17 protein-coding genes are annotated in these 22,980 nt (G+C 72.4%); 14 read left to right on the top strand and 3 right to left on the bottom strand.

Annotated elements, in window-relative coordinates:
* Position 1: 1 nt before the first annotated feature.
* Genes ACWEJ6_RS11730 through ACWEJ6_RS11715 form a run of 4 tightly spaced genes read left to right on the top strand, consistent with a single transcriptional unit; the run spans position 2 to position 2,967 of the window.
* Positions 2-463, top strand: a complete 462-nt coding sequence (locus tag ACWEJ6_RS11730) for a rhodanese-like domain-containing protein (protein WP_452423530.1) — start codon at positions 2-4, stop codon at positions 461-463.
* Positions 454-2,193 (top strand): selenocysteine-specific translation elongation factor, encoded by a 1,740-nt coding sequence (gene selB / locus ACWEJ6_RS11725; RefSeq protein WP_452423214.1) that lies wholly within the window; start codon positions 454-456, stop codon positions 2,191-2,193. The genes ACWEJ6_RS11730 and selB overlap by 10 nt, the downstream gene beginning before the upstream one ends.
* 46 nt (positions 2,194-2,239) lie before the next feature.
* Entirely contained in the window at positions 2,240-2,545 is a 306-nt protein-coding gene (locus ACWEJ6_RS11720; protein ID WP_452423212.1) for a hypothetical protein, read from the top strand.
* 41 nt (positions 2,546-2,586) lie between these two features.
* On the top strand, positions 2,587-2,967 hold the full coding sequence (locus ACWEJ6_RS11715) for a hypothetical protein (protein ID WP_452423210.1): 381 nt from the start codon (positions 2,587-2,589) through the stop codon (positions 2,965-2,967).
* 92 nt (positions 2,968-3,059) lie between these two features.
* Here ACWEJ6_RS11715 and ACWEJ6_RS11710 read toward each other — a convergent pair whose 3' ends face one another.
* The gene (locus ACWEJ6_RS11710; protein ID WP_452423208.1) at positions 3,060-6,917 is read right to left on the bottom strand and encodes a terpene synthase family protein; all 3,858 of its coding nucleotides are present in this window, start codon (positions 6,915-6,917) and stop codon (positions 3,060-3,062) included.
* 2 nt (positions 6,918-6,919) lie between these two features.
* On the opposite strand from ACWEJ6_RS11710, the gene ACWEJ6_RS11705 reads away from it, so the two are divergent.
* The 3 genes from ACWEJ6_RS11705 to ACWEJ6_RS11695 all read left to right on the top strand — a co-directional run bounded on the left by ACWEJ6_RS11705 (position 6,920) and on the right by ACWEJ6_RS11695 (position 9,402).
* On the top strand, positions 6,920-7,183 hold the full coding sequence (locus tag ACWEJ6_RS11705) for a hypothetical protein (RefSeq protein ID WP_452423206.1): 264 nt from the start codon (positions 6,920-6,922) through the stop codon (positions 7,181-7,183).
* 54 nt (positions 7,184-7,237) lie between these two features.
* Positions 7,238-8,167 carry a phosphotransferase family protein gene (locus ACWEJ6_RS11700; RefSeq protein ID WP_452423204.1) on the top strand — a complete coding sequence of 310 codons (930 nt, stop codon included), beginning with the start codon at positions 7,238-7,240 and terminating at the stop codon, positions 8,165-8,167.
* A gap of 386 nt (positions 8,168-8,553) precedes the next feature.
* Positions 8,554-9,402, top strand: a complete 849-nt coding sequence (locus ACWEJ6_RS11695) for a CPBP family intramembrane glutamic endopeptidase (protein ID WP_452423202.1) — start codon at positions 8,554-8,556, stop codon at positions 9,400-9,402.
* A 191-nt stretch (positions 9,403-9,593) separates the two neighbouring features.
* Here the strand turns inward: ACWEJ6_RS11695 and ACWEJ6_RS11690 are convergent, their stop codons facing one another.
* Positions 9,594-10,253, bottom strand: a complete 660-nt coding sequence (locus ACWEJ6_RS11690) for an MmyB family transcriptional regulator (RefSeq protein ID WP_452423200.1) — start codon at positions 10,251-10,253, stop codon at positions 9,594-9,596.
* A 222-nt stretch (positions 10,254-10,475) separates the two neighbouring features.
* Here ACWEJ6_RS11690 and ACWEJ6_RS11685 point away from each other — a divergent pair, with 222 nt between their 5' ends.
* From ACWEJ6_RS11685 to ACWEJ6_RS11660, 6 genes are all read left to right on the top strand, one after another.
* Positions 10,476-11,219 (top strand): SDR family oxidoreductase, encoded by a 744-nt coding sequence (locus ACWEJ6_RS11685; protein ID WP_452423198.1) that lies wholly within the window; start codon positions 10,476-10,478, stop codon positions 11,217-11,219.
* A gap of 353 nt (positions 11,220-11,572) precedes the next feature.
* Positions 11,573-12,109: a hypothetical protein gene (locus tag ACWEJ6_RS11680; protein ID WP_358298048.1), complete on the top strand. Its 537-nt coding sequence runs from the start codon at positions 11,573-11,575 to the stop codon at positions 12,107-12,109.
* Positions 12,110-12,186: 77 nt separating this feature from the next.
* Positions 12,187-12,780, top strand: coding sequence for an RICIN domain-containing protein (locus ACWEJ6_RS11675; RefSeq protein WP_387675890.1), 594 nt, complete (start codon positions 12,187-12,189; stop codon positions 12,778-12,780).
* A complete protein-coding gene (locus ACWEJ6_RS11670; protein ID WP_452423196.1) occupies positions 12,777-13,787 on the top strand; it encodes a hypothetical protein in 1,011 nt (336 codons plus the stop codon). Before ACWEJ6_RS11675 ends, ACWEJ6_RS11670 begins: the two co-directional genes overlap by 4 nt.
* Positions 13,788-13,824: 37 nt before the next feature.
* Positions 13,825-16,212, top strand: coding sequence for a S8 family peptidase (locus tag ACWEJ6_RS11665; protein ID WP_452423194.1), 2,388 nt, complete (start codon positions 13,825-13,827; stop codon positions 16,210-16,212).
* A 53-nt stretch (positions 16,213-16,265) separates the two neighbouring features.
* Complete coding sequence (locus tag ACWEJ6_RS11660; protein WP_452423192.1) at positions 16,266-20,015, top strand: GDSL-type esterase/lipase family protein; 3,750 nt, start codon at positions 16,266-16,268, stop codon at positions 20,013-20,015.
* A gap of 75 nt (positions 20,016-20,090) precedes the next feature.
* Here ACWEJ6_RS11660 and ACWEJ6_RS11655 read toward each other — a convergent pair whose 3' ends face one another.
* Positions 20,091-21,107, bottom strand: coding sequence for a nuclear transport factor 2 family protein (locus ACWEJ6_RS11655; RefSeq protein ID WP_452423190.1), 1,017 nt, complete (start codon positions 21,105-21,107; stop codon positions 20,091-20,093).
* 200 nt (positions 21,108-21,307) lie between these two features.
* Between ACWEJ6_RS11655 and ACWEJ6_RS11650 the strand changes: the two genes are divergently transcribed.
* Positions 21,308-22,903 carry a sensor histidine kinase gene (locus tag ACWEJ6_RS11650; RefSeq protein ID WP_452423188.1) on the top strand — a complete coding sequence of 532 codons (1,596 nt, stop codon included), beginning with the start codon at positions 21,308-21,310 and terminating at the stop codon, positions 22,901-22,903.
* The last annotated feature ends 77 nt before the right edge of the window (positions 22,904-22,980 follow it).

Genomic DNA, 22,980 nt, shown 5'->3' with positions numbered 1-22,980 from the left:
CCTGCTGAGCATCGACGCGTTACTGGCTCGGGCGCGTGCCGGGCTGCGCCGCCTGCCGCCTGCCGAGGCTCTCGCCGCGGCGAGTCGTGGTGACGCCTACATCGTGGACACCCGGCCGGAATTCCAGCGGCGCAGCGGCGGCGAGGTGCCCGGCGCCATCGTGATCGAACGCAACCATCTGGAGTGGCGGCTCGATCCCCGTTGCGCCGCGCGGATCCCCGAGGCCACCTCGGCGCACATCCGCTGGATCGTCCTGTGCGACGAGGGATACTCCTCCAGCCTGGCCGCCTCGGCCCTCAGGCAGATCGGGCTGGCGAACGCCACCGACGTGATCGGCGGCTTCCAGGCGTGGATCGCGGACGGGCTGAGGGTGAGCCGCCCCGCCGTCCTCACCCGGCCGCGGGGTCCGGGCGAACCGGGCACGGACACGAGGCTGACGGCCGCCGAGCGCGCATGTGGGTGATCGCCACCGCCGGGCACGTGGACCACGGCAAGTCGGCCCTGGTCCGCGCGCTCACCGGGATGGACCCTGACCGCTGGGCCGAGGAACGACGCCGGGGCATGACCATCGACCTCGGCTTCGCCTGGACCACGCTCGGCTCCGGCCGGCAGTTGGCGTTGGTCGACGTTCCCGGGCACGAGCGGTTCGTCACCAACATGCTCGCCGGCGTCGGCCCGTGCCCCGCGGTCATGTTCGTGGTGGCGGCGGACGAGGGGTGGCGGGCCCAGTCCGCCGAGCACCTGGCCGCCCTGCACGCCCTGGACGTGCGGCACGGCCTGCTCGTGGTCACCCGCACCGACCTCGCCGATCCCGGACCGGCGCTGGAGGAGGCCCGCCTCCACCTGGAGGGGACGAGCCTGTCGGGGATCGACGCCGTCTCCGTCAGCGCCCGGACCGGGCAGGGCCTGCCCGAGTTGTCCGCCGCGCTCGACCGGCTCGCCGCCGGCCTCCCGGAACCGCGCCGGGACGGCCCGGTGCGACTGTGGATCGATCGGGCGTTCACCGTCACCGGGGCCGGAACCGTCGTCACCGGCACGCTCACGCACGGCACGCTGCGGGTGGGCGACGAACTGCTCGCCGGGCCGGACCGGCTCCAGGTCCGCGGCCTTCAGACGCTCAACCAGCGGCGGGACGCGGTGTCGGCGACGGCCCGCGTCGCCGTCAACGTCAGGGGCGCCGATCGCGACACGCTGCCCCGGGGCACCCCGCTGCTGACCCCGGACGCCTGGATCACCACCCGGACGGCGGACGTGCGCCTGGAGCCCGGCGTGGACGTTGGCCGGGAACTCGTCTTTCACCTGGGCTCCGCCGCCGTTCCGGTCCGGCTGCGCCCTCTCGGCGCGGGCACGGCCCGTCTCACCCTGGCCCGGCCCCTGCCGCTCATGGCCGGTGACCACGGCCTGCTCCGCGATCCCGGCCGCCGGATGATCGTGGCGGGGGTGCGCGTCCTCGACGTACGGCCGGCGCCCCTGCGACGACGGGGAGCCGCGGCGGTCAGGGGAGCCGCGCTCGCCGGCGTGACCGTGCCCACCGCCGCCGACCTGCTGCGCTGGCACGGACTGCTGAGTCGGGCCGAGCTGGCCGCGATGGGCGCCGCCCCCGATGGGCCGCCGGTGACGGGCGACTGGTTCGCCGACCCCGGCCACTGGTCCGAGCTGCGGCGCCGCCTGACGGAGCAGGTGTCGCAGCGCGACCAGGGGATCACGGTGGAGGCCGCCGCCCGGCTGCTCGGCCTGCCCGACCGGCGGCTGGCGCGGGCGCTGGTCGCCGAGCCGTTGACGGTCAGAGCAGGAGTGATCCTCAATGGCGACCAGGCGCGGGCGCCGATGCCGCCGCAGGTCGAGAAGGCCGTCGCCCGGCTGCGGAGTGACCTCGCCGGCCGTCCCTTCGACGCCCCCACCGCCGAGCGCCTGACCGAGCTGCAACTGACCGGCGCCGCCCTCGGCGCGGCCATGCGTGCGGCGGCGCTGCTGCACATCGGGCGGAACGTCGTCCTCCTGCCGGACGCGCCGGAGCTGGCGGTCGCCGTGCTGAGCACGCTGCCCGCGCCCTTCACCGTCAGCCAGGCCCGCACGGCCCTGGGCACGAGCCGCCGCGTCGCCGTACCGCTCCTGGAGTACCTCGACGCCCGGGGCCACACCCGTCGGGTCGACAACGACTCCCGGATCTGCGTCCCGCCCGTGGGGCGCTGACGCACCCGTGCACCTGCGGGCCCGCGGGTCAGCGGAGGGCGGCCTCGTGTACCAGCGTCGCCGCCTGCACCCGGTTGGCGAGGCGCGGTTTGGCCGGCGCGCGGCTGACGTGTGCCTTGGCGTTCGTCTCGGTCATGGACAGCTCGCGGCCGATCTGCCGGTCGGACAGGCCGCGGGCGACGGCGACGACGGAGCCGAAGTGCTGAAGACCCTGGCCGCGCCGATCTACCTGCGCCTCCTCATCACCGCCGAACCCGTCGACGACGCGATCGCCGACCAGGCGGTGCGCGTCACGCTCGCCGCGGTGCGCGCGGGCGCCAGACCCTTGATCCACTTGGTTGGAGATCAGTAGGGTTGGGCGCTTTCCTCCTCACCCCCGTCCCGGAGTGCCTCATGCGCCGCCATCGTTTCGGCCGGCTCGCCGCCGGTCTCGCGGCCCTCTACCTGGCTGTCATGACCCACCCCGACTTCGACCTCTGCGTCACCCTGGAGATCTACACCCGCCGGCCGCCCGTCGAGACCAAGGGCTGGGACAAGGTGGTCGAGGTCGGCTACTACAGCCCGGGCGGCCAGATCGTGCTCAACGACAGCCTCAGCGGCACCGAGCTGCCCAACCTCGCCCTCGACGGGCGCAAGGGGCACTACCGCATCCGCGTGCACTACGCCTGGTTCCCCTGGAAGGGCGAGGCGCAGGGTGGGCAGCGGCTGCTGATCATGGCGTATCCCGGCAAGGGTGACAGGGAGATCGTTCACCGGAACCGGAAGTTGACCTGATCCTCCTTCGGCGCCGACGGCGCTGCGGGCGTTGCCGCAGGTGATCGGCTCAGGAACGGGCGGGCCCATCGGATCCCGGCTCCGCCATGAGATCACCTGCCCCGTGGACCCTCGGTATCCGCGAGGGGCGGCCCGGGGGTGACCGCCTGGCGGAAGGTGAACAGCTGCTCGGGATCGAAGGCGGCCTTGACGCGCTGCATCCTGGGGTAGTTCCCGCCGTGGTAGGCCGCCGCCCATTCGGTGAGTTCGGGGTCCATGCCGTTGGTGTAGCCGCCGGTTCCCAGGTGCGGCCGCATGGCGGCGTGGACGTCGCGTAGCCACTGGAGTCTGCGGCCGATGTGCGCGCGGTCGGTGAACTGGTGCCAGTAGGAGTGGTACTGCACGACGCCGACCGCGGCCCGGTGCGGGAAGGCGGTGGCATCCGACGGGCGATCGCCGACCGCGCCGCCGAGGGCGTCGATGAGCAGGCCGCTCGCCCCGCCCACGCCGGGCAACCGGTGCAGCCGCTCAAGAGCAGCGGCCATCTCGGCCGCCGATGCCGGAGTCATCGGTTCGCGCACGATGTGGGACTTGGCCGCGAAGGCGACGCGGGGTCCCCAGGTGCCGCCGCCCCAGCGGTCCGCTTCGGAGGCGGCCCGGAGATAGTCGCAGGGGACGAGCACGCGGCCGGTTTCGGGCTCGCCCACTGCGGCGGTGAGCCGGTCCAGCATCGGTCCGAGGTCGCCGGGGGCGCCCATGAAGGTCCCGGTCACCGTCGGCGCCGAGGGCATGCCCGAGTCGCTGAGCTGCTCGAAGCAGCAGCACACCGCACGCGGCGTCGCCGGGTCGGCGTTCCAGGCCGTCCAGCCCTGGATCACGGCCGCGACCGCGGTGACGGGCCAGGTGACCATGAACTTGGTGAAGCTCAGGTCACGGATGTCCTCGATGGCGAACTCCAGAGAGGTGACCACGCCGAAGTTGCCTCCGCCACCACCGCACAGAGCCCAGAACAGGTCGTCGTCCGGGGACGGCGAATCGGGGCGCACGCGGCGGACTCGCCCGTCGGCGGTGACGATCTCGATCTCGGTCAGGTGGTCGCAGGCCAGCCCCCACGCCCTGGTGAACGCACTCAGCCCGCCGCCGAGGGTGACTCCGGCCAGTCCGATGGTGGGGCAGCGGCCCAGCGGAAGTCCGGCTCCGGCGGCGGCCAGTGCCAGGTGAGCCTGCAGGCCCTTAACCCCGGCGCCGAACAGCGCCCGCCCGCCGCCCACGCTGGTGGCATTCAGCGAGCTGACGTCGAGCACGAGTCCGGGGCCGGTGGAGTATCCGGCGTAGCTGTGCCCGCCGGAGCGCAACGCCAGCGGGACGCGGCCGGATCGGGCGAAGTTCACGCATTCCACTACGTCCTGGACGTTCGCGGGGTAGGCGATCGCTTGCGGGCGGATGTCGTCGAAGCGCTGGTTGACCAGCAGCCGGGCCTGTTCGTAGGCGGCCTGCTCCGGCCGGAGCAGCACACCGCGCATGCTCGACTCCAGCGCCGACCAGCTCGTCGCGGACCCGCCGGAGGGCGTCCGGCGGACCGGGGTGACAGGCACACGGGCGCGGCGCAGCGCGGACAGGGTGTGAATGTCGGTGAGCACCGGATAGTCGAACGGCAGCGGCCGCGGGCCGACCTGGTCGGGCAGCGAGGTGAAGCCGCCGTCGCGGTCCTGCCGGTCCAGCAGGTACCGCACCGCCCGACCGGCCGGGAGCGGGTCGCCGTGCCGGGCCAGCACGGGGACGGCCTGGGCGGTGGACAGCACGTCGCTGGGGTCGCCGGGGACCTGGCCCCAGCCGCCGTCGGGGTTCTGCGTCTGGACCAGGCGCGCCACTGATCGGGCGGAGGCGGTGGCGATCCGGGTGGCCAGGTCCGGGGTCGGCGCGGGGATCGCGTGCAGGGCGTCCAGGGCGCGCAGGATGGCGCTGGACTCGCTGACCGTCCAGCTGCGCTCGAAGGTCCCGTCGGGAAGCTGAGCTTTCAGGACGAACTCCACGGCGCCGACGATGAGCCGCTCGTGCCGTGCGGCGTGCGGGGCGAGCGCGAGGATCGCGCCGGCGGTCATGTCCAGGTCCGGGGCGTCGCCGCGCACCCAGGTGGGGAATCCGCCGCCGGGGTCGGCGATCTCGGTCAGGTACCTGGTGGCCTTCTCCAGCGCCCGGCGGTGCCGGATCGGGTCGGCGGCGTGCAGGAACTCCATGCACCGGGTGGTGGTGTCCACGTCGGTCTGCCGCATGCCGGTGGCGAACGGCCAGCCTCCGTCCGGGGCCTGCCAGGACGCGACGAGTTCAGCCATCCGAGGAACGAACGGCGCCAACGTGTCCTCGTCGGTGAACGCGAGGCCCGCCACGGCGGTCAGCCACAGGTCCTGGCTGTCCAGGAACGGCACGCCGTCGTCGACGTTGACGGCCAGGCACAGCCGCAGCACACCGTCGTCGAGAACTTGGGCGTCCGGCCGGAAAGTGCGCACCGCGTGCAGGCCGAGCAGATGGGTGGTGGCGCTGGCCTCCCACAGCACCCTGTCACGCCCCAGCGACAGCAGGGACACCAGCCGGTCCCGTTCGGCGTCGGTGACCGCGTGCGGACGGCCGCAGGCGTGCGCGTGGATGATCCGGGTCGACAGCAGGTGCACGTCGGTGAAGGTGGTGATGCTCTCCGGATCGGTCGGCGGGGGAGCGTCCCGGTGGTCGAGGGGGGAGCCGCACAGCAGATGCAGCACCGTGCGCAGCATGACGGCCTTGAGCCGTCCGCGCCCGGCGGTGCCGCCGCTGGCCGCTGCCGGCAGGTCGGCGGCCAGGTCCGGTGCGCGATCGGCCATCCCCACGGGGTCCAGGCAGGCGTCGATCAGCAAGGCGTCCACCTGGTTCGCGCCGGGCCGGCGCTCCTTCAGGAACCGGGTCAGCCGGTCCTGCTCACCGGGTTCGGCCCGCTGCTTTCGTAGCAGGGCCAGCAGCAGCGCGGATTCCAGCACGCGGCTGCCGCACCGGTCGTCGACGACGCCGGTGGCGTCCACGGCGACGGCCAGGTGTCGCGCCAGTGCGCGCACGCCCCGCTCGTGCTTGTCGCAGGTCATGCCGGAGCCTGCCGGGTTGCGGTGGGTTTCCCGCTGCCAGGCCAAGGATCCGCCCCGGACCCGGCGGATCGGTACGGCCCGGTCGCCGTGCGCGGCCCGGTCGAAGTCGTCCATGCGTTCGGCCAGCATCTGCCGGGCCCGCGCCGCGGCCTCGGACCGGCTGCACCGGTGGTGGCGGGCCAGCACGCCGACGAGGTTCTCCGCGCCCTCCTCCAGTTCCTTGGGCGCGGAGCGCAGGTCGTTGGTCCAGGCGACGATGTCGGCGGCCATGGCCCGCAAGCCGTCGAGCTCACCGTCCGCGGGCAAGGTTCGTTCCACGACGGCGAGCACCGGCAGCACGGTGATGGTGCGGCGGCGCAGCGCCAGGTAATCGTCGAGGCCGAGCTGTTCACCGCGGGCGCGCAGCCGCGTCTCGGTGCATGTGGCATCGGCGAAGTCCCGATAGAGAGCGAGGAAGCGGCTGCTCCATCCGGGTCGAGCCGAGACCTTGGTGCGCTCCCACAGATCGGTGAGCGCGCGGACCGCGGGTACCGGGTGCCGGGTTCCGTCCGCGCCGCCGAGCACGTCCAGCAGTTGGTCCAGCAAGGCGCGCACCTGCTGCGGCGACTGGCCGTGCCGATCGAACCCGTCGTCGACCAACGCGATGAACGCGCCCCACTGGGCGAGCAGACTCAGCTCCACCGGCCCGGCCTGCGGGGCCAGCCATCCGGCCATGCGCCCCTGGCCCATCCGGGCCAGTCGCCGCATCTCCGCCTCGCCGGCGACCAGATGGTGCCGCGCCGACCAGGAACGGGCCTGGCGTTCCGCGAGGTCCCAATGGGGGCTGCAAACAGTAATCGGACGGTCACTATTCGGCATCATGGGTGGCAGGCTATCGAAGGGGGACGATCAAGAACACCCGTCCGGGTGGTCACCGCGACGCGGCCTGGAACTCCAGCAGCTACGCCATCCCCTCCGCGCAGACCTTCAACGGCCCCAAGCCCCCCGGCCGCGTAACCACGCAGGGCTTGCGCATCCGCATCAACGAGATCCCCTCCGGCGTCACCAAGAGCGACGGACAGCACACCCGCGCGACGATCGGCTGGCCGTCGCCGTCGGCGAGCCTTCCACTGTTCAGGGGTAGCTGACGATCGTGATGAGTGAGGGCTTTCCGGACCGCGTCCGTGCCAGCATGATTCATCATGTCGGGATACGAGACGAGTGACGCGACCCTGGCCGCCATCGCCGGCCTGTTCGGGACCACCGCCGAGCACATACGGCCCCTCCCGTCAGGGGTGGCCAACCATGTCCTCCTGCTCGGCGACGACCTGGTCCTGCGCATCCCGCGGACCGAGCAGTTCCTTCCGGACCTGGTCAAGGAGGCCGCGGTCATCCCGTACGCCCGGCGCGCCGGCGTACGCACCCCGGAGATCGTCGCCTTCGACGACACCTGCTCGGTGGTGGACGTCCCCTACATGGTGCTCACCCGGACGCGCGGAACGGACCTCGCAAGCCTTGACCTGCCCGACGCGGACCCCGAACGGCTCTACCGGCAAGCCGGGCGGGAGCTGGGCAAACTCCATCGGCTCACTCCGGACACCGCACCCGCCCCTGCCGGCGTCCCCACGGACGACGGCAACGCGGACCCCTGGGCACTCACCGACCGCCTCCTCAAGGACGGCTGGATCGACGCCGAGACCGCCCGCTGGCTCGCCGGATGGTTCGACCGGCTCTCACCGCATCTCCCCACGAGCCCGCCTTCGGTCCTGATCCACGGCGACATCGCTCCCCAGAACCTGCTCATCTCCCCGCGGACGGCCCAGCTCAACGGGATCGTGGACTGGGGCGACGCCGCATGGGCCGACCCCGCTGCCGACTTCGCCAAGGTGCCCCTGACCGGCATCCCGGCCATGCTCGCCGGCTATCGGCAGGAAACCGGCATCCCCACGGGCCCGCCGACCTGGGAAGCTCGCGTGCTGTGGTTCCACCTCACCTGGGCGCTGGGACGCCTGGAGGACCCCGTCCCGCGCCCGGGCGAACGCCACTGGACCGCACCTCCGGCCAGCCGACTCCTCAGCCTGCTCCGCTTCTTCACCTCAGCCCCACCCACTCCTTGGGCCGATCTGTCCTGATGGCTCCGTACGTCGAGCGCTACGCGAACTCCTGTCCCCGCCGAACCCGCAGGCACGGCAGGAGGAGAAGGCGGCTGGGGCTGGAGGGAAAGCTCCCCTTGCAGATCGTCACGACGACACTCCTTGATTCACGGGGGTGGTCGTCCCGACAACTCGGCACGGGATCGAAGCAGCCCCCGCCCCTGCTCGCCACTGATTCCATCCTGACGGGTGGTGCCGGGTTCACCCCTTCGGGTGAGGCCGGGCCGATTCCTCCGCCCTAGCTTCGACATCGTGCGTTTCCTACGTCTCATACCTCTCGGCGTCGTCATGCTCGTCGGCTGGACAGCCCCGGCCGACGCCGGCGCCGCTGCTGGATCCTCGCGCCCGGACGAAACGAGGTCAGCATGACTGCCTCCTCCGCGCGCTCCCGTTCTGGCAGATCAACCGCCATCGATGTCACGTGGTTCTTCGCGATCGCCGTGCTGCTGTGTTTCGCGCTGTCCGTTCCGATGGTCTTCCGGCTCGTCCCGACGGACCTCTACAACCTGATCACTCCGATCATGCAGCAGTCCCCGCTGCTCGCAGCGATCATCATGTGGCTTGCCCGACGGCCCGGGACGTTCCGGGAGACGTTCGCCACCAGGTGGCGCGGCACACCCAAGTGGGCGGGCATCGGCATCGGCCTCATCGCCGCGATCGCCGCGATCCAGACCGCCATCGCACTGGCATCGGGGATCTGGCAGCTCAACCCCCTTGACCAGATCTTCGCGGCGACCATATGGATCGTTCCGGTCTTCCTCATGCAGTCGGTCTTCGCCGTCGGCGAGGAGTTCGGCTGGCGCGGCTGGCTGGCGACGCGCGCCGCGTCATGGGGATTCTGGCCGCTGGCCCTGGTCAGCGGTCTGGTCTGGATCGTCTGGCACCTGCCGGTCCTCGCCGTCATCGGTGATCGACCCCTCTGGGACATCGTCATCTACTTCGCGGGCATGCTGCCATGGGCGCCGCTGTTGCTCGCACTTCGCCGGCGGTCGGGGAGCGTCTGGCCCGCGGTCCTGACGCACGGAGCGATCAACAGCGTCCGGGTGTACCTGCTGCAATCCGTCCCCGACGCCACGGATCACCTGCTCATCGAGGTGATCGGCTGGGTGCTCACGCTCGCCGCCGCCGTGTGGCTGATGCGCCCGAGCCGGACGCGGCTCGTCCGCGATTCCCGCGAGGCCGGGCTGCTCGGGCAGGGTGGCGAGAAATCGTGAGGCGGTGATCATGCGGCGTCGAGGTCGCCTCCGCCCAAGGCCGGGCGCGGCCCGGCGACCACGGTGGCTGTCCGGACGCGTCATGTGCTGAGGCGTTCAGGTGGGTCAGGCCGCCGAGCGACTCCGGTCTGAGTCGTCGCTGCGGCGGCTGGGTCACGGGGCCTGGCCTGAGCGGTGCCTGCTCGATCGGTTCATCGGGCCGGTTCGGTTCGCATCGCCTGGGTGCCGACGACGGTCAGCAGGGCGAGCTTCTCGGCGGTGTCGGTACCGGCGCGTGGGGTGAACCAGAGCAACCGCTGGCGGCCGTCCTCGCTGAAGAGGCTGAGGCAGTTGAGGTCGAGCATGCCGACGGTGGGGTGGACGATCCGCTTGCGCTCGTCCCTGCGCACCTCCACGTCCTGGTCGGCCCAGAGCGCCTGGAACTCCGGCGACCGCCGCAGCAGCTCCTCCACCAGCTCGGTCGCCTCGGCGTCGCCCGCGCTGCGCCGCCCGACCGCCGCGCGCAGGTCGGCGACGAACGAGCGTGACTGCGGGGCGAGGTCCTCCTGCGGGTAGATCTGCCACGAGGACGGGTCGGTGAACCATCGGTGGATGAAGCTCGCCGCGCGGCCGTGGTGCGCGGACAGGTCGCCGAGCATCGCGACGGCGAGCGCGTTTTGGACCAGAACGGTGTGCAGGTCGGTGCTCACCATCGCCGGGGTCCCGTCGATCCGGGTCAGCAGGTCGAGCATCGCGGGGTGGACGTGTGACGCCGTCCCGCCCTGGTGGGGGATCGGGCGGTTCGCCAACCGGTACAGATGGTCGCGTTCGTCGCGACTGAGGCGCAGGGCGCGGGCGAGCGCGGCGAGCATCTGGTCGGAGGGCTGCGAGCCGGCGCCGCGGGCCGGGCGCGAGCCCGACCTCCTCGGGGCGGATCCGCTCGCGTCGCGAACGCAGGAAGCCGCCGAGTTCGGCGTATCTCGTGTTCGACATGGGCACAGCCTTCCGGGGCGGCGGCGTCGGCGCCAGGGGATGTCGTCCCCACCTTGGGGAGCAACTGTCGCGGGCCCGCGCCGCGCCACAGGGTGGACGCCATGCACATCTCACTCACTGACTCCGGCGCATCGCCGGTCGCGGGAAAGACGGTCCTGATCACCGGTGGCACGAGCGGGATCGGCGCCGCGACCGCCCGGCTCCTGCTCGGGCGTGGCCACCGGGTCGCCGTCACCGGGCGCGACCCCGGTCGGCTCAAGGCCTTCCTCGACGACATCGGCCACGCGGACCGCGTCCTGGGCCTGGTGGCGGACGCCTCCGACTGGGACTCCACGAACACGGCGGTCACCAGCGCGGTGGAGCGCTTCGGGTCGCTCGACGCGGCGATCGCGAACGCGGGCGGCGCGTCCGCGGACCACTTCCGGACGGGCGGCGTCGTCGACGGCGGCGACCCGGAGCTGTGGGCGCCGATGGTGCTCGCCAACGTGCTCGGCCCGGCTCTGCTGGCCAAGGCGACCCTGCCCCACCTTGAGCAGTCCCGCGGCCGGCTGGTGCTCATCGGCAGCGTGGCCGGGATCAAGAACAGCCCGGGCAACCTCTACTCCGCCACGAAGTGGGCAGTGGTCGGCTTCGCCGAGAACCTCCGCCTGCACGCCACGTCCCGAGGCGTCGGAGTCACGCTAGTGAACCCGGGCATGATCGACACCGCCTTCTGGCACGGCCAGGCTCCCCCCATCGCGATGAGCCCGGACGCGGTGGCCGAGGCGATCGGCTTCGCGCTCGACCAGCCGGCGGGCGTCGACCTCAACACGGTGACGATCCGTCCGATCGGCCAGCCCGTCTGACTCAGGCGGGCGGCGTGCTCACCGGCGAACCCGGAGCCCGTGGTGCGGAATACGACGCTGGTTGACACGGCGGCAGGGGCTACTGCGGTGGGTGGAGCCGTACGTCCACCGGCTGATTGACGACAGTCAAGACCGCCCGTGGATACATTGGCGCACGAACGACCGGCCCGCCGCATCGCGTACGGCGGGCCGGCCCCCCGCCTCACCGGCCTGAACTCGCCTCGAAGCGGTTCCTCGACCGACCGTCAGGCAGATCCGGGCGAACGTGCCCGTCCCCCACCCGTGGCGATGGATGTCGCGCCCGCGCTCGCACGCCGAGGCGCGGCATCCAGCCCTCCGAAAGGTGACAACACGTGAAAGCAGTACGAGTCGCTTCCGCCCTGGTACTCGGCGTGGCCGCCGCCGCTCTTCTCACCACGCCGCCCGCGCTGGCCCATTCGCCCCAGCCGTCGCCGACCCCGTCCCGCGAGCCGGCGACCGACGACGGCGACGTGATCATCTCGGAGGAGGTCCACGCGGCGGGACTGATCAACTACTCCTGCGGGCCCAACTACGACCCGTACGACTACTACCCCGCCAAGGGCGACAGGTCCCGGCTGGAGTACGTGGCCGGGACCTCCCGCGGCGGGGCGGGCCTCTACAGCGGTACGTGGAACTCCAGCATCTGGTGGGCCTGGGGCAGCGGCCTGCGATCGGGCGACAAGGTCTCGCTCGACTGGTCCGACACCGGCGGCTCGTCCTACCACGCCTGCCACAAGACGATCCCCAGCGGCGCGAGCAGCGGGACCACGGGCGGCGTCAACGAGGTGACCGGCCGCTACTTCAGGGCCTGCGTGAAGGGCGGCAGCAGCTGGAGGTGCACGCGATGGTGGCACGTCCAGGGTTCGTGAGCGGCCGCCGCCGGCCGGTGCGTCCCCGTGCCGGCCGGAACCCCTCGCACCTTCCGCGCAGAAGGGAGATCCACACGATGAAAGGCTCTCGTCCCGCCGTCCGCACGGCCACGCGGGCCGCGGTGACGGTCGTCGCCGCGGTCGCGACCGTGGCGGCCGTCCTCCCCGCCGCCGCGCACGCGGACGGCACATACCGCTGGCAGAACGAATACACGCGCCAGTACCTGGAGGTCTACCAGAAATCGAAGGCCAATGGCGGCATCGTCTCCGTCTGGCGCTACAACGGCGGCAAGAACCAGTTGTGGAAGGACACCAAGACCAGCGCCGGCTATTACCGCGTGCGTAACGTGAACAGCGGCAAATCGATGGACCGCTGGAACTCCACCTTCACCCCCGACTACAACGGCGCCGCGTGCCCGGTCACGCAATGGAGCTGGTGGGGCGGCGCCCAGCAGCAGTGGAAGGGCCGTAGCGTCTACAGCCGCATCTACAGCCGGCGATTTCTCATTTGGTACAACTGGCAGGGCTGCCGGGGCGACGGATGGCACGACACCCTGGGCGTGCTGCAGCCCTTCCATTATTCCAACGTCATTCTCTACTCGCGCGAATACTGCACCGAGGGCAGATGGATCGGCAAGGGCGAGTGCTTCTGGAGGAGGAACGGCAAATGAGAAAGGGCACACCACCGCTGCTGGCCGCCGGGGCCGTCCTGCTGACCATCGGGATCGCCGCGGTCAACCTCCAGCCGGCGGCGTACAGCTCGGCCGCCTCCCCGACCCTCGACCCCGACCCGCTGCCCACCACGGGCGAGGTGCTGCCGGTTCCCGGGCCCACGGGGACGCTCGGGCCGGAGCCGTCCCCGATCCCGGAGCCGGCGCTCACCGCCGTCCCGTCGGATCCGGGGCTGCCGATGCCGCTCGATCCGTACATGACGTCCATGGCCGACATCCACACCATCGACCTGGCCAAGGACGCCGCGACCGCCACGTGCATGCAGTCGCTCGGCTTCTCCGCCTGGACGGCGGGCGTCGTACGGAACTGGAACCCCGAGGACTACGTCGAGGCCGACCTGATCGAACCCCTCGACGCGACGGCGGCCTCCCGGTCCGGATACCCGAGGCCCGCGCTCGACCCGGCCGTGGCGGCCGCCGCCGCGGAGCCCGCCGACCAGCGTGCGCCCACGGCGGAGGAGATGGCGGCCTACGACGGCACGGCCGCCACCACCGGGCCGGGGCAGTCCATCCCCCAGGGCGGCTGCGCGACCAGCGGCGAGACCAGCGTCCTCGGCCAGGACCACGCGCTGGCCGCAGACCCCCGGCTGCTGGCCGACGACGCGAGCTTCCTCGCCCTGGAGCACACCGCCGTCGCACGGGCCCTGAACCAGTGGGTGAGCTGCATGACGGCCAAGGGGTACGCCTACGACAGCCCGATGAGCGCCCGCGCCGACCTGCGCTGGGCCGGGCGGGAGCCCGGTGTGGCCGCCACACAGGCGGAGAAGCAGGTCGCGGCCGACGACGCCGCCTGCGCGGACGGCGCCGGCCTGCTGCCGACGTACCGCGCGGCGAAGCGCGCCTACGAAGAGGTCATGGTCCGCGACCAGCGGCAGGCGCTGACCGAGTCGCTGTCCGTCTTCACCACCTGGGTGCGGCGTGCCAAGGCGGTACTGGCGGGCCAGTGAGCCTGCCGAGGCACGTCCTTCGTCGAGCGGAGTGCACATGAAGCAACCCCTGGTCCGCCGCCTCGTCACCGCGGCCGCCGTCATGACGGCCCTCATGACGGCCCTCGTCGCGGCGCCGCCCGAGCCGTCGCGGGCGGCCTCGGCGGAGGCGTCCGGCCCCCGCGTGGATCCCGGGCTGGCGGCGAAGCTGTCCGCGGGCGGCGAGGTCCGCGTGAACGTGGTGACGCGGGACCGCGCCGGCCTGTCCGCCGCGGCCGCCGCGGCCGGCCACGGACGGGTGATCCAGACGCTGTCGCGATTACCGGTGCTCACCGTGCGCGCCGGCCGCGCGGAGGTGGACCGGCTGGCGGCCCAGCCGGGCGTGGTCAGCGTGTCGGAGGACGTGCCGGTCCCGCCCACGCTCGCCGAGAGCGTGCCCCTCATCGGCGCGGACCGGACCCGGGAGGCGGGGCTGACCGGCGAGGGCAGCGCGGTGGCCGTCCTGGACTCGGGTGTCGCGGTTCACCATCCGTTCTTCGGCGGGCGCGTCGTGGCCGAGGCGTGCTTCTCGCCCAGCGACGCCGCCTACGGAGCCTCCAGCCTGTGCCCGGACGGCGCCGACCAGCAGGAAGGGCCCGGAGCGGCGGACGCCGACAGCGGGCCGTGCGCCTACCTCGACTGCGCCCACGGCACGCACGTGGCCGGGATCGTCGCCGGGCAGGAGACCGGCGACGCGGCGGGCGGGGTCGCTCCGGGGGCCGGCCTCGTCGCCGTCCAGGTCTACAGCAGGTTCGACTCCTTCACCTACTGCGGGAGCGCCGGGCCGCCGTGCCTGCTGAGCTTCGTCAGCGCCCAGCTCGCGGGGATGGAGAAGGTCCTGGACCTGATCGACGAGGGCGTCCCGGTGGCCGCGGTCAACCTCAGCCTGGGCAGCGGCAGGTACACCTCCCCGTGCGACGACGATCCGCGCAGACCCGCGATCGACCGGCTGCTCGCCGCCGGGGCCCTCACGGTGGTGGCCGCGGGCAACAACGGCTACACCGACGCCGTCAGCGCCCCGGCCTGCGTCTCCTCCGCCGTCGCGGTGGGCAGCACCACCGACCAGGACGAGGTGTCCTCCTTCAGCAATCGCGGCCCGCTGCTGGACCTGTTCGCCCCCGGGACGGACATCGTCTCGTCGGTGCCGGGCGGCCGGTGGCAGTCCATGAGCGGCACGTCGATGGCCGCCCCGCACGTCGCCGGGGCTCTGGCGGTGCTGCGCCAGGCGCGTCCCGACGCCACGCCGGCCGAGATCGAGGCGGCGCTGAAGGACACCGGCAAGCCCATCGCCCACGGCGGCGGCAGCACTCCCCGCATCCAGCTCGACGAGGCCGCTCTCGGCTCCGCGGCCCGCCCCGGCCCGCACCAGCTCTTCCAGACCCGCACCCGCGTCCTCGGCAACGTGCAGATCAGCGGGAACTCGACGTTGACCGTCCCCCTCGCGGGCGTCGCCGGGCTCCCCGCCGACGGCATCGCCGCCGTCGCGGTCAACATCGCCGCCAAGGGCGACTTCTTCAACACCGGCTCGCTGGCCGTCTACCCCTCCGGCGAGACGGAACCGAAGGGCGACGTGCTCTTCTACGACGCCGGCCGGTACGCCTCCACCATGGTCGTGGCGAAGGTCGGCGAGGACGGCGCGCTCAAGCTGGAGAACCGCAGCGGCCAGGCCGTCCGCGTCTACCTCGACGTGCACGGCTACACCCTCGACCACGCCGCGTCCGACGTCGGCGGCACCTACCACCCGGTGGCGCCGTCGCGGATCGCCGACCGGGTGCCGGTCGCGGCGCTGGGGAATCTCGAACTCACGACGCCCGGCCTGCCCTCCCCGCAGAGCGTCGCCCTGACGGTGCTGGTCAAGAGCGCATCCACCGGCACGATCCGGGTCTATCCCGCGGGGGACGCCTTCCCGGCCGACGCCAACGTGGACTACCCCGCCAACACCCCCGTGCAGTTCTTCACCATCGTCAGGCCCGGCGCCGACGGGAAGATCAATCTGCACAATCTGGGCGGCGGCGCGGCCGAGGTCTCGGTCGAGGTGAGCGGCTACTACACCGCCGCCGAACGGGCCTCACTCGTCAAGGCGATCGCCCCGGTCCGGGTCGGCGACGGCGTGACGGTCGCCGCCGGCGGCACGTACGTGCTGCGTCCCTCCGGCGGCGACATCCCCTCGGCGGGCGTCACGGCCGTCGGCGTCGCCGTCACCGCCACCGGGACGGCGAACGGCACGGTCGAGGTCGTCCCCTCCGGCAGCGCCACCGGCGTGCGGACGGTCGCGTACGCGGCGGGCCGGAACACGGTCGGCTTCGCCACGGCCGCGCTGCGCCCGGACGGCACGGTCGTGCTGAGGAACACCGGCACGTCCCCGGTCAAGATCTCGGTGGACGTCTACGCCTGCTTCACCGGCTGACCCCCAGGCTCTGCGGTTCCGCCCGCCATCCGCCACCCCCCTTGGAGCCCGTCATGAACAGACCCACGATCAGAGCGTTCGGCATCGGCGCGGCCGCCGCGCTGCTCACGGCCGGGCTGACCGTTCCGGCGGGCGCGGCCGCTCCGCCGGACACCCCGCCGCCACAGGAGCCCTCCTCGTCGGTGGCCCCGGCCGAGCGGGACCGCGTGCTGGCCGCGGACTGGCGTACCTCGCCGGACCTCGCCTGGACCACCGAGGGCGACGCGACCGGCTTCCACCTGCTGACGGCCGAGGAACGCACCGGCTACACCTGGCGCACGCTGGCGACGCTGAGCGAGCCCGGCTTCGAGACCGACCGCTGGATCGGCAACGTCTGCTTCACCGCCTCCGGCAGGAAGGCGGTGGCCGTGTACGCGCCGCGCGCCTTCACCAACCAGGCGGACCTGTTCGACCGCGGCGCCTTCACCGCGCTCATCGACGTGCCCACCGGCAAGGTCACCAAGCTGCCGATCCACTCCTCGCTCGCCTACTTCAACCCCGGTTGCGGCCAGGGAGAGCGCAGCGTGATCACGCAGGCCAGGGGAGGGGACCAGCCGGGCGGCCCGCCGGCGCGCACCCGGCTGTCCGTGCTCGACGCGGCCTCGGGACGGATGGCCGCGCCCGTCGAGCAGGCCGGGCAGGTCACGTCCGCCATCCCCGTGGACGGCGGCATCGTGGCCGCCGCCGGCAGCAGCCTGCGGTTCCTTCCCGCGCGCGGGAAGCCGCGCGACCTCGCCAGGGCGGCGTCGGTGCCGTTCAGGCTGGCCGCCGACGCCGGCGGCGGCGTGGTGTTCATGGAGCACCAGGGGGACGTCGCCCGCGTGCGCCGCGTGCCCGTCGCCGGGGGCGAGGCGGCGGAGCTGGCCTCGGGGCCGCTCACCGAGGTCGACGTGCGCGCGGGCACGGGCGGGAAGGTGTTCCTCACCGGAAGTCTCACGACCGCGCGGCCGCTGCCCGCCCCGGTGACCCGCGTGGACGTCCCCGCCACGGCCCGGCTCTCCTCGCACGGGCGGCTGGCCGTCCTGCCGCAGACGCGGCCCTCGATGGGATCGGGCCGGGAGCCGTCCGCGGAGTGGGTGCGGTCGATGACGTCGCAGCGCCCCGACGAGCCCCAGGTCGTCCATCTGAAGACCAGGATCACGACCACCGGCAGGGAGACCGGCTTCACGGTACGGACCTCGGACGGCGTGCCCGACACCGGCACCGCCGCCGCCGGCACCGGTTCCCTCGCGGTGACGGCCGCCACGTCGATGACCGGCACCGTCGACACCGGCGCCTACTGTTCCGTGCCGCGCAACGATCCCTACACGCAGGTGTACCAGCCGACGCCGCGCCAGGTGGAGTGGGCCGCGGACCAGGCGGTGGTCGGCAACCTGACGATGCTGCGCCCGACCGGCTGGAAGCAGTCGGGCCTGACGCAGTGGCGGCCGCAGGGCGAGTTCCCGCCGCTCTCCCTGGCGGGCGGCGGCCGGGTTCCGGTACAGGTGTTCCTCGGCATCATGTCGCAGGAGACGAACCTCTGGCAGGCCACCGGCCACGTGCTGCCGGGAAGCACCGGCAACCCGCTGATCGGCAACTACTACGGCCGTGAGCTCTACAACGACGACCCCTCCGACGACTGGGTGATCAACTGGGACAAGAGCGACTGCGGGTACGGCATCACCCAGATCACCGACGGCATGCGCAAGCAGGGCCACGAGCGTCCCTGCAAGCCGGACGAGAACTTCTGCGAGGTCGCGCTGCCCGCCTGGCAGCAGCGGGAGATCGCCGTCGACTACGCCACGAACATGGCCGCCGGCCTGCGCATCCTGCAGGACAAGTGGAACCAGACCCGCAACGCCGGTCTGATCCACAGCAACGGCGACTCGGCGTGGCTGGAGAACTGGATCTTCGCCATCTGGGCCTACAACTCGGGCTTCCACCCCGACCAGCACGACGGCTCGCCGTGGGGGGTGGGCTGGGCCAACAACCCCGCCAACCCCGTCTACCCGGCCAACCGCCACTTCTTCAACAGCAACCCGCACGACCCCGCGGAGCCGCAGCTGTGGCCGTACGAGGAGAAGGTCATCGGCTTCGCCGCCTACTCCATCTCCACCCCTGACGGCCCCGGCTTCCGTCCCGCCTGGTGGGTCAGCGTCGAGGACCGCAACGCCGCCAAGCCGCTCGTCTCGTCCTTCTGCGAGCCGGGCAAGAACGACTGCGACCCGGGCGACGCGGCCGCGCCGTGCAAGCACAAGGACGCCTCCGGCCAGTACGACCTGAAGTGCTGGTGGCACACCCCGACGTGGTACCGGATGTGCGGCAGCGGCGTGTGCGGCCACGAGCTGCTGCGCTTCGACACCTCCTATCCCGAGCAACCCGACGGCACCCACTACGCGCCCAACTGCTCGCTCAGCGGCATCCCGGCCAACGCCTACGTCGTGGACGACGTGCCGTCCTCGGTGCCGATCGTGCGCTCGGGCTGCAGCAGGACCTGGGGCAACTACGGCTCGTTCACGCTGTACTTCAACGAGGCCGAGCCGGCGCCGTACGTCTCCAGAGTCGACTTCCACCAGCTCGGCGGCGGCTTCGGCGACCACTTCTGGTTCACCCACACCAGGGACGCCACCAACGCCGGCCAGCTCAAGTTCGGCGTCACCGGCATCTGGCGCCCGCCGAGCTCCATGACCGGGTGGACGCGCATCAAGGTGCACATCCCGGAGATCGGCGCGCACACCCAGCTCGCCGACTACGTCATCGATCCCGGCGGCAACGCCCCCACCCGGCACCGGGTCGTGGGCCAGTACTGGCAGAAGAACACCTGGGTGGACCTCGGCGTGTTCCACCTCGACTCGGGCGCCAGCGTGTCGCTCAGCAACCTGACCAGACGCGAGGAGGGCCGCAACTGGGACTGGGACATCGCCTTCGACGCCATGGCCTTCATCCCGACGACCAAGCCCAAGGTCGACTACGTGGGCCTCGGCGACTCCTACTCGGCCGGGCAGGGCAACGAGCCGTACGACGAGACCAGCAACTTCACCCTCGGCACCCGCGGCTCGACCTGCCACCGGTCCAAGGCCGACGCCTACGCGCGGATGATCAAATGGCCCGGCTCGTCCGCCACCATCGAGAGCGAGGCGCGCACCGGCAACGGCACCACCGGCTTCGCCCTGCTGGCCTGCTCGGGCGCCCAGACCAAGCACGTCGCGGGCGACGCGTACGCCAACGGCGAGCCGCCGCAGATCGACCAGGGCTACCTGGACGCCGACACCGATCTGGTGACCCTGTCGATCGGCGGCAACGACGCCGGCTTCGCCGACGTCATCAGCCGCTGCACCGTCGGCCTCAACTGCCGCGACGACAGCACCGAACGGGCCATCGCGGCGCTCGACGGCCCGCTCGCCGACACCTTCACCAAGATCCACCAGAAGGCGCCGAACGCCCGCGTCATCGTCCTGGGCTACCCGCACCTGTTCAACGTGCAGAACGAGGCGCCGCTGACCTGCATCAGCTCCCTGCGCATCGGCCAGCTCGACGCCCTGTGGCTCAACGACATGACCGACCGGATGAACGCCGTCAGCGCGGCCGTCATCGCCCGCCTGCGCCAGCAGGGGGTCGACATCTCCTTCATCGACCCGGTGCCGGCCTTCACCGGCCACGCCATCTGCGACGACGACCCGTACGTCCGGGCGATCGACATCACCACCGACGGAGCCTCCTACCACCCCAACCCCGCGGGCCAGCGAGCGTACGCCGCGCTGGTGCAGTCCGCACTGAACGGCTGACCGGAGGGCGGCGGAACGCGTCGCCGGGCGGGCGCAGGCGGGGCCTGCGCCCGCCCCCTGACCAGGACCCGAGGGCTACCGCAGCCTGCCGTACAGCTCGGCGATCTCGGCTTCGTCGGCGACGAGCGGCAGCTGGTCGAAGGTCAGGGTCCAGCCGTTCGAGACGCCGCCGGCGTCGTCGACGCGCTCGATGATGCCGAAGCTGACCGCGTCGGCCTGGCCCTTGGGCAGGAGCGTGCCGTGCCATTCCAGGTAGGTCGCGCCGTTGACCTTCACGGCCTGCCCCGGCTCCAGCCGGACGTCGCTGACCTGTGCGAAGAACCTGTTCAGGTAGGCGAGCTTGCCCCGCGTGGTGCGCAGCGTGCCGCCGTTCAGGCCGGGGGCGGACAGCGGCGCACCGGTGAGCCGTGCCACCAGGGCCTGCGCGTCCTCGTCGTTCCACGCCTTGGCGCGGGCGACGAGCTCGTCGGGGCCGAGGACCGGCCTGCGGACCTGGTCGGGGCTGCCGCCGTCGGCGACGCCGGCGAACAGGTCGGGCAGCTCGGGGGCGAGCGGCCTGAGCAGGGTGTGCCGGTCGTAGTAGCGGCGGCCTTGCACGACCTTGCCGCCGTCGGTCAGCTGGACCCGGTAGACCGCGTCGTAGGCGACCTCGTGTCCCTTGACCGTGGCCTCGTTGCGCGCTTCGAACATCACGGCGGGACCGTTCACCGCGACGCGCGTGCCTCGGAACCGGAAGTCGGGGATCAGGCTGAGCGTTCCGCTGATCGACCTTCTGATGGCCTCCTCGCCCTGGAGCAGCGGAGTGCTCACCTTCGCCGGTTCCCACAGCGTCGCGTCCTTGGACCAGAGGTCGACATAGGCGCCCACCCGGTCAGGGGTGGTGACCTTGCCGAACGTGATCTGCCGCTTGATGAACGTGCAGGCGTTGGGCGACACCCAGCCGCTGATGGAGGAGACCTCCGCCCGCGCATCGGCGCAGCCGGCCGCTCGGTCCCAGCCTTCCTCAGTGGCCTGGGCCGGGCTCGCGATCGTGCACAACGCAAGCACCGTGCCGACCGCGAGCCCCATCCCCGCCAACCGCGTCGTCTTCATGACCAGCCCTTTCGATGTTCTTTCAGGTGACACCGAAATTAGGCTGATCCGCTGCGCGGCGAATCTGTCGACGTGACGGTAGTCGGGCGCACCGGGCGCACCGGGCGTTCGGCCGGCGCCGGCTCGACCGGCCAGTAGGAGGAGGGGGTCTCCTCCTACAGGAGTATCGATCTCCGGAACCGCCTGGATACCGTTGACGCATGCGATGGCGTGGCAAGGCGCTGGATGTCCTGCTCGTGACGGCCGCCATCGGCTTCGACGTCCTGACCACCTGGCACACCTGGGGTACCGCGTCGGCGCCCGTGGTGATCTGCGGCGCCTTCTCCGTGCTGGCCGGGGCTCCCATGGGGTTACTGCGGCGGTGGCCGGTGGCGGTGGCCGGCTACCTGGCGGGGCTGCTCGTCCTCACCGACCAGCTCGGCGCGTTCACCGTCAACACCGTGCAGATCCTGCTCCTCGCGGCCCTCGGCGTCGTCGCCCACAGGACGCGGCCGCTCACCGTGACCTGCTCGGCCCTGGTCGTGGGCGTGGCCACCGCGGTCAACCTGGCCGATCCCGCCCACCCCTTCACGGCCAACGCCTGGTGGTACTGCGCCGGAGCCGTCGTGGTGCCCGTCCTGATCGGCGTCTACCTGCGCGGCCCGGCCGGACGCCTGCCCGAGCGCGACGTCACTCCGGACGTGCTGCTGGCCGGCGGCGGGCTCACCCTGACCGTCCTGAACACCTGGACGGGCTGGGACACCGCCGGCAAGCCGGTCTGGGTCACCGCGTCGGTGGTGGTGCTCGCGGGCCTGTCCCTGGGCGTCGCGCGGCGGCTGCCGGGGCTGGTGTTCGTCCTTCAGGTCGTCCTCATGCTGCTGGCCGACCGGTACTTCGAGGAGGCGACGGCCACCTGTGTCATGCTCGTCCTGGTCGCCGTGGGCGTGTTCGCCATGCGCGTGGCCTCCTGGCTCTGGACGTTCGTCGTCCACCTCGTCGCCGTCCTCGCCATCGCCGCCGTCACCGCCGCGCCGGCCGACGCCGGGTCGCAGCCGACGCGGGTCCTGGCGCTGATGACGCTCGTCGTGGCCCCCGTGGCGAGCGGCCGCTACCTGCGAGCCCGGCAGGCCGCGCACCAGGCGGAACGGCTGCGCCGTCGCGAGTCGCAACAGCGCGCCCTGGCTCAGGTGCGCGCCGACCAGCTGGCCGAGCGCGAGAGCATCGCCCGCGAGATGCACGACATCGTCGCCCACCACGTCGGCGCCATGGTCCTGCGAGCCGGCGCCGCCCGCTACGCCGACCCCGGCGGGCCCTCCAGCCAGGCGCTCGCCGACATCCATGACGCCGGCCACCAGGTGCTCGAAGACCTCCGCGGCCTGCTCGACCTGCTGCGTGACCCCGACAAGCAGCCCGACCTGCTGGCCGACCCGGCCACCGTGATGCGCCGGTCGGCCGAACGCATGAGCGCGGCGGGGCTGCTCGTCGAGCTCGACATCGGCCCCGAAGTGGCGCGGGCGCCTCTGATGGCCCGCGCGTCGGCCGCCCGGATCGTCCAGGAGGGGCTCACCAACGTGCTCAAACACGCGGGGGCGGGCACCTGGGTGCGGGTGAGCCTCACCGCTGCCCCCGGCGGGCTGGCCGTCGAGGTGCGCAACGGCCGCCCGGCCGCCGCGCTGCTCAGCCTGCCCTCCTCCGGGCAAGGGCTGCGCGGCATGCGCGAACGCGCCCACGCGCTCGGCGGCACCCTCACCGCCGGCCCGGCCGAGGACGGCGGCTGGCTGCTCACCGCCCTGCTGCCCACCAGGCACGCGGCGTGATCCACCCGGCCCGGACATCGGGCGAGCTCAGCGCCGAGCCTCTCTCCCGGTCGGCGTACAGACGGCGGCGAGCAGGG

The organism is Nonomuraea sp. NPDC004702, from assembly GCF_053601695.1.
The sequence above is the reverse complement of the archived record's forward strand: the minus strand, read 5'-3'. Positions and strand labels throughout refer to the sequence as shown.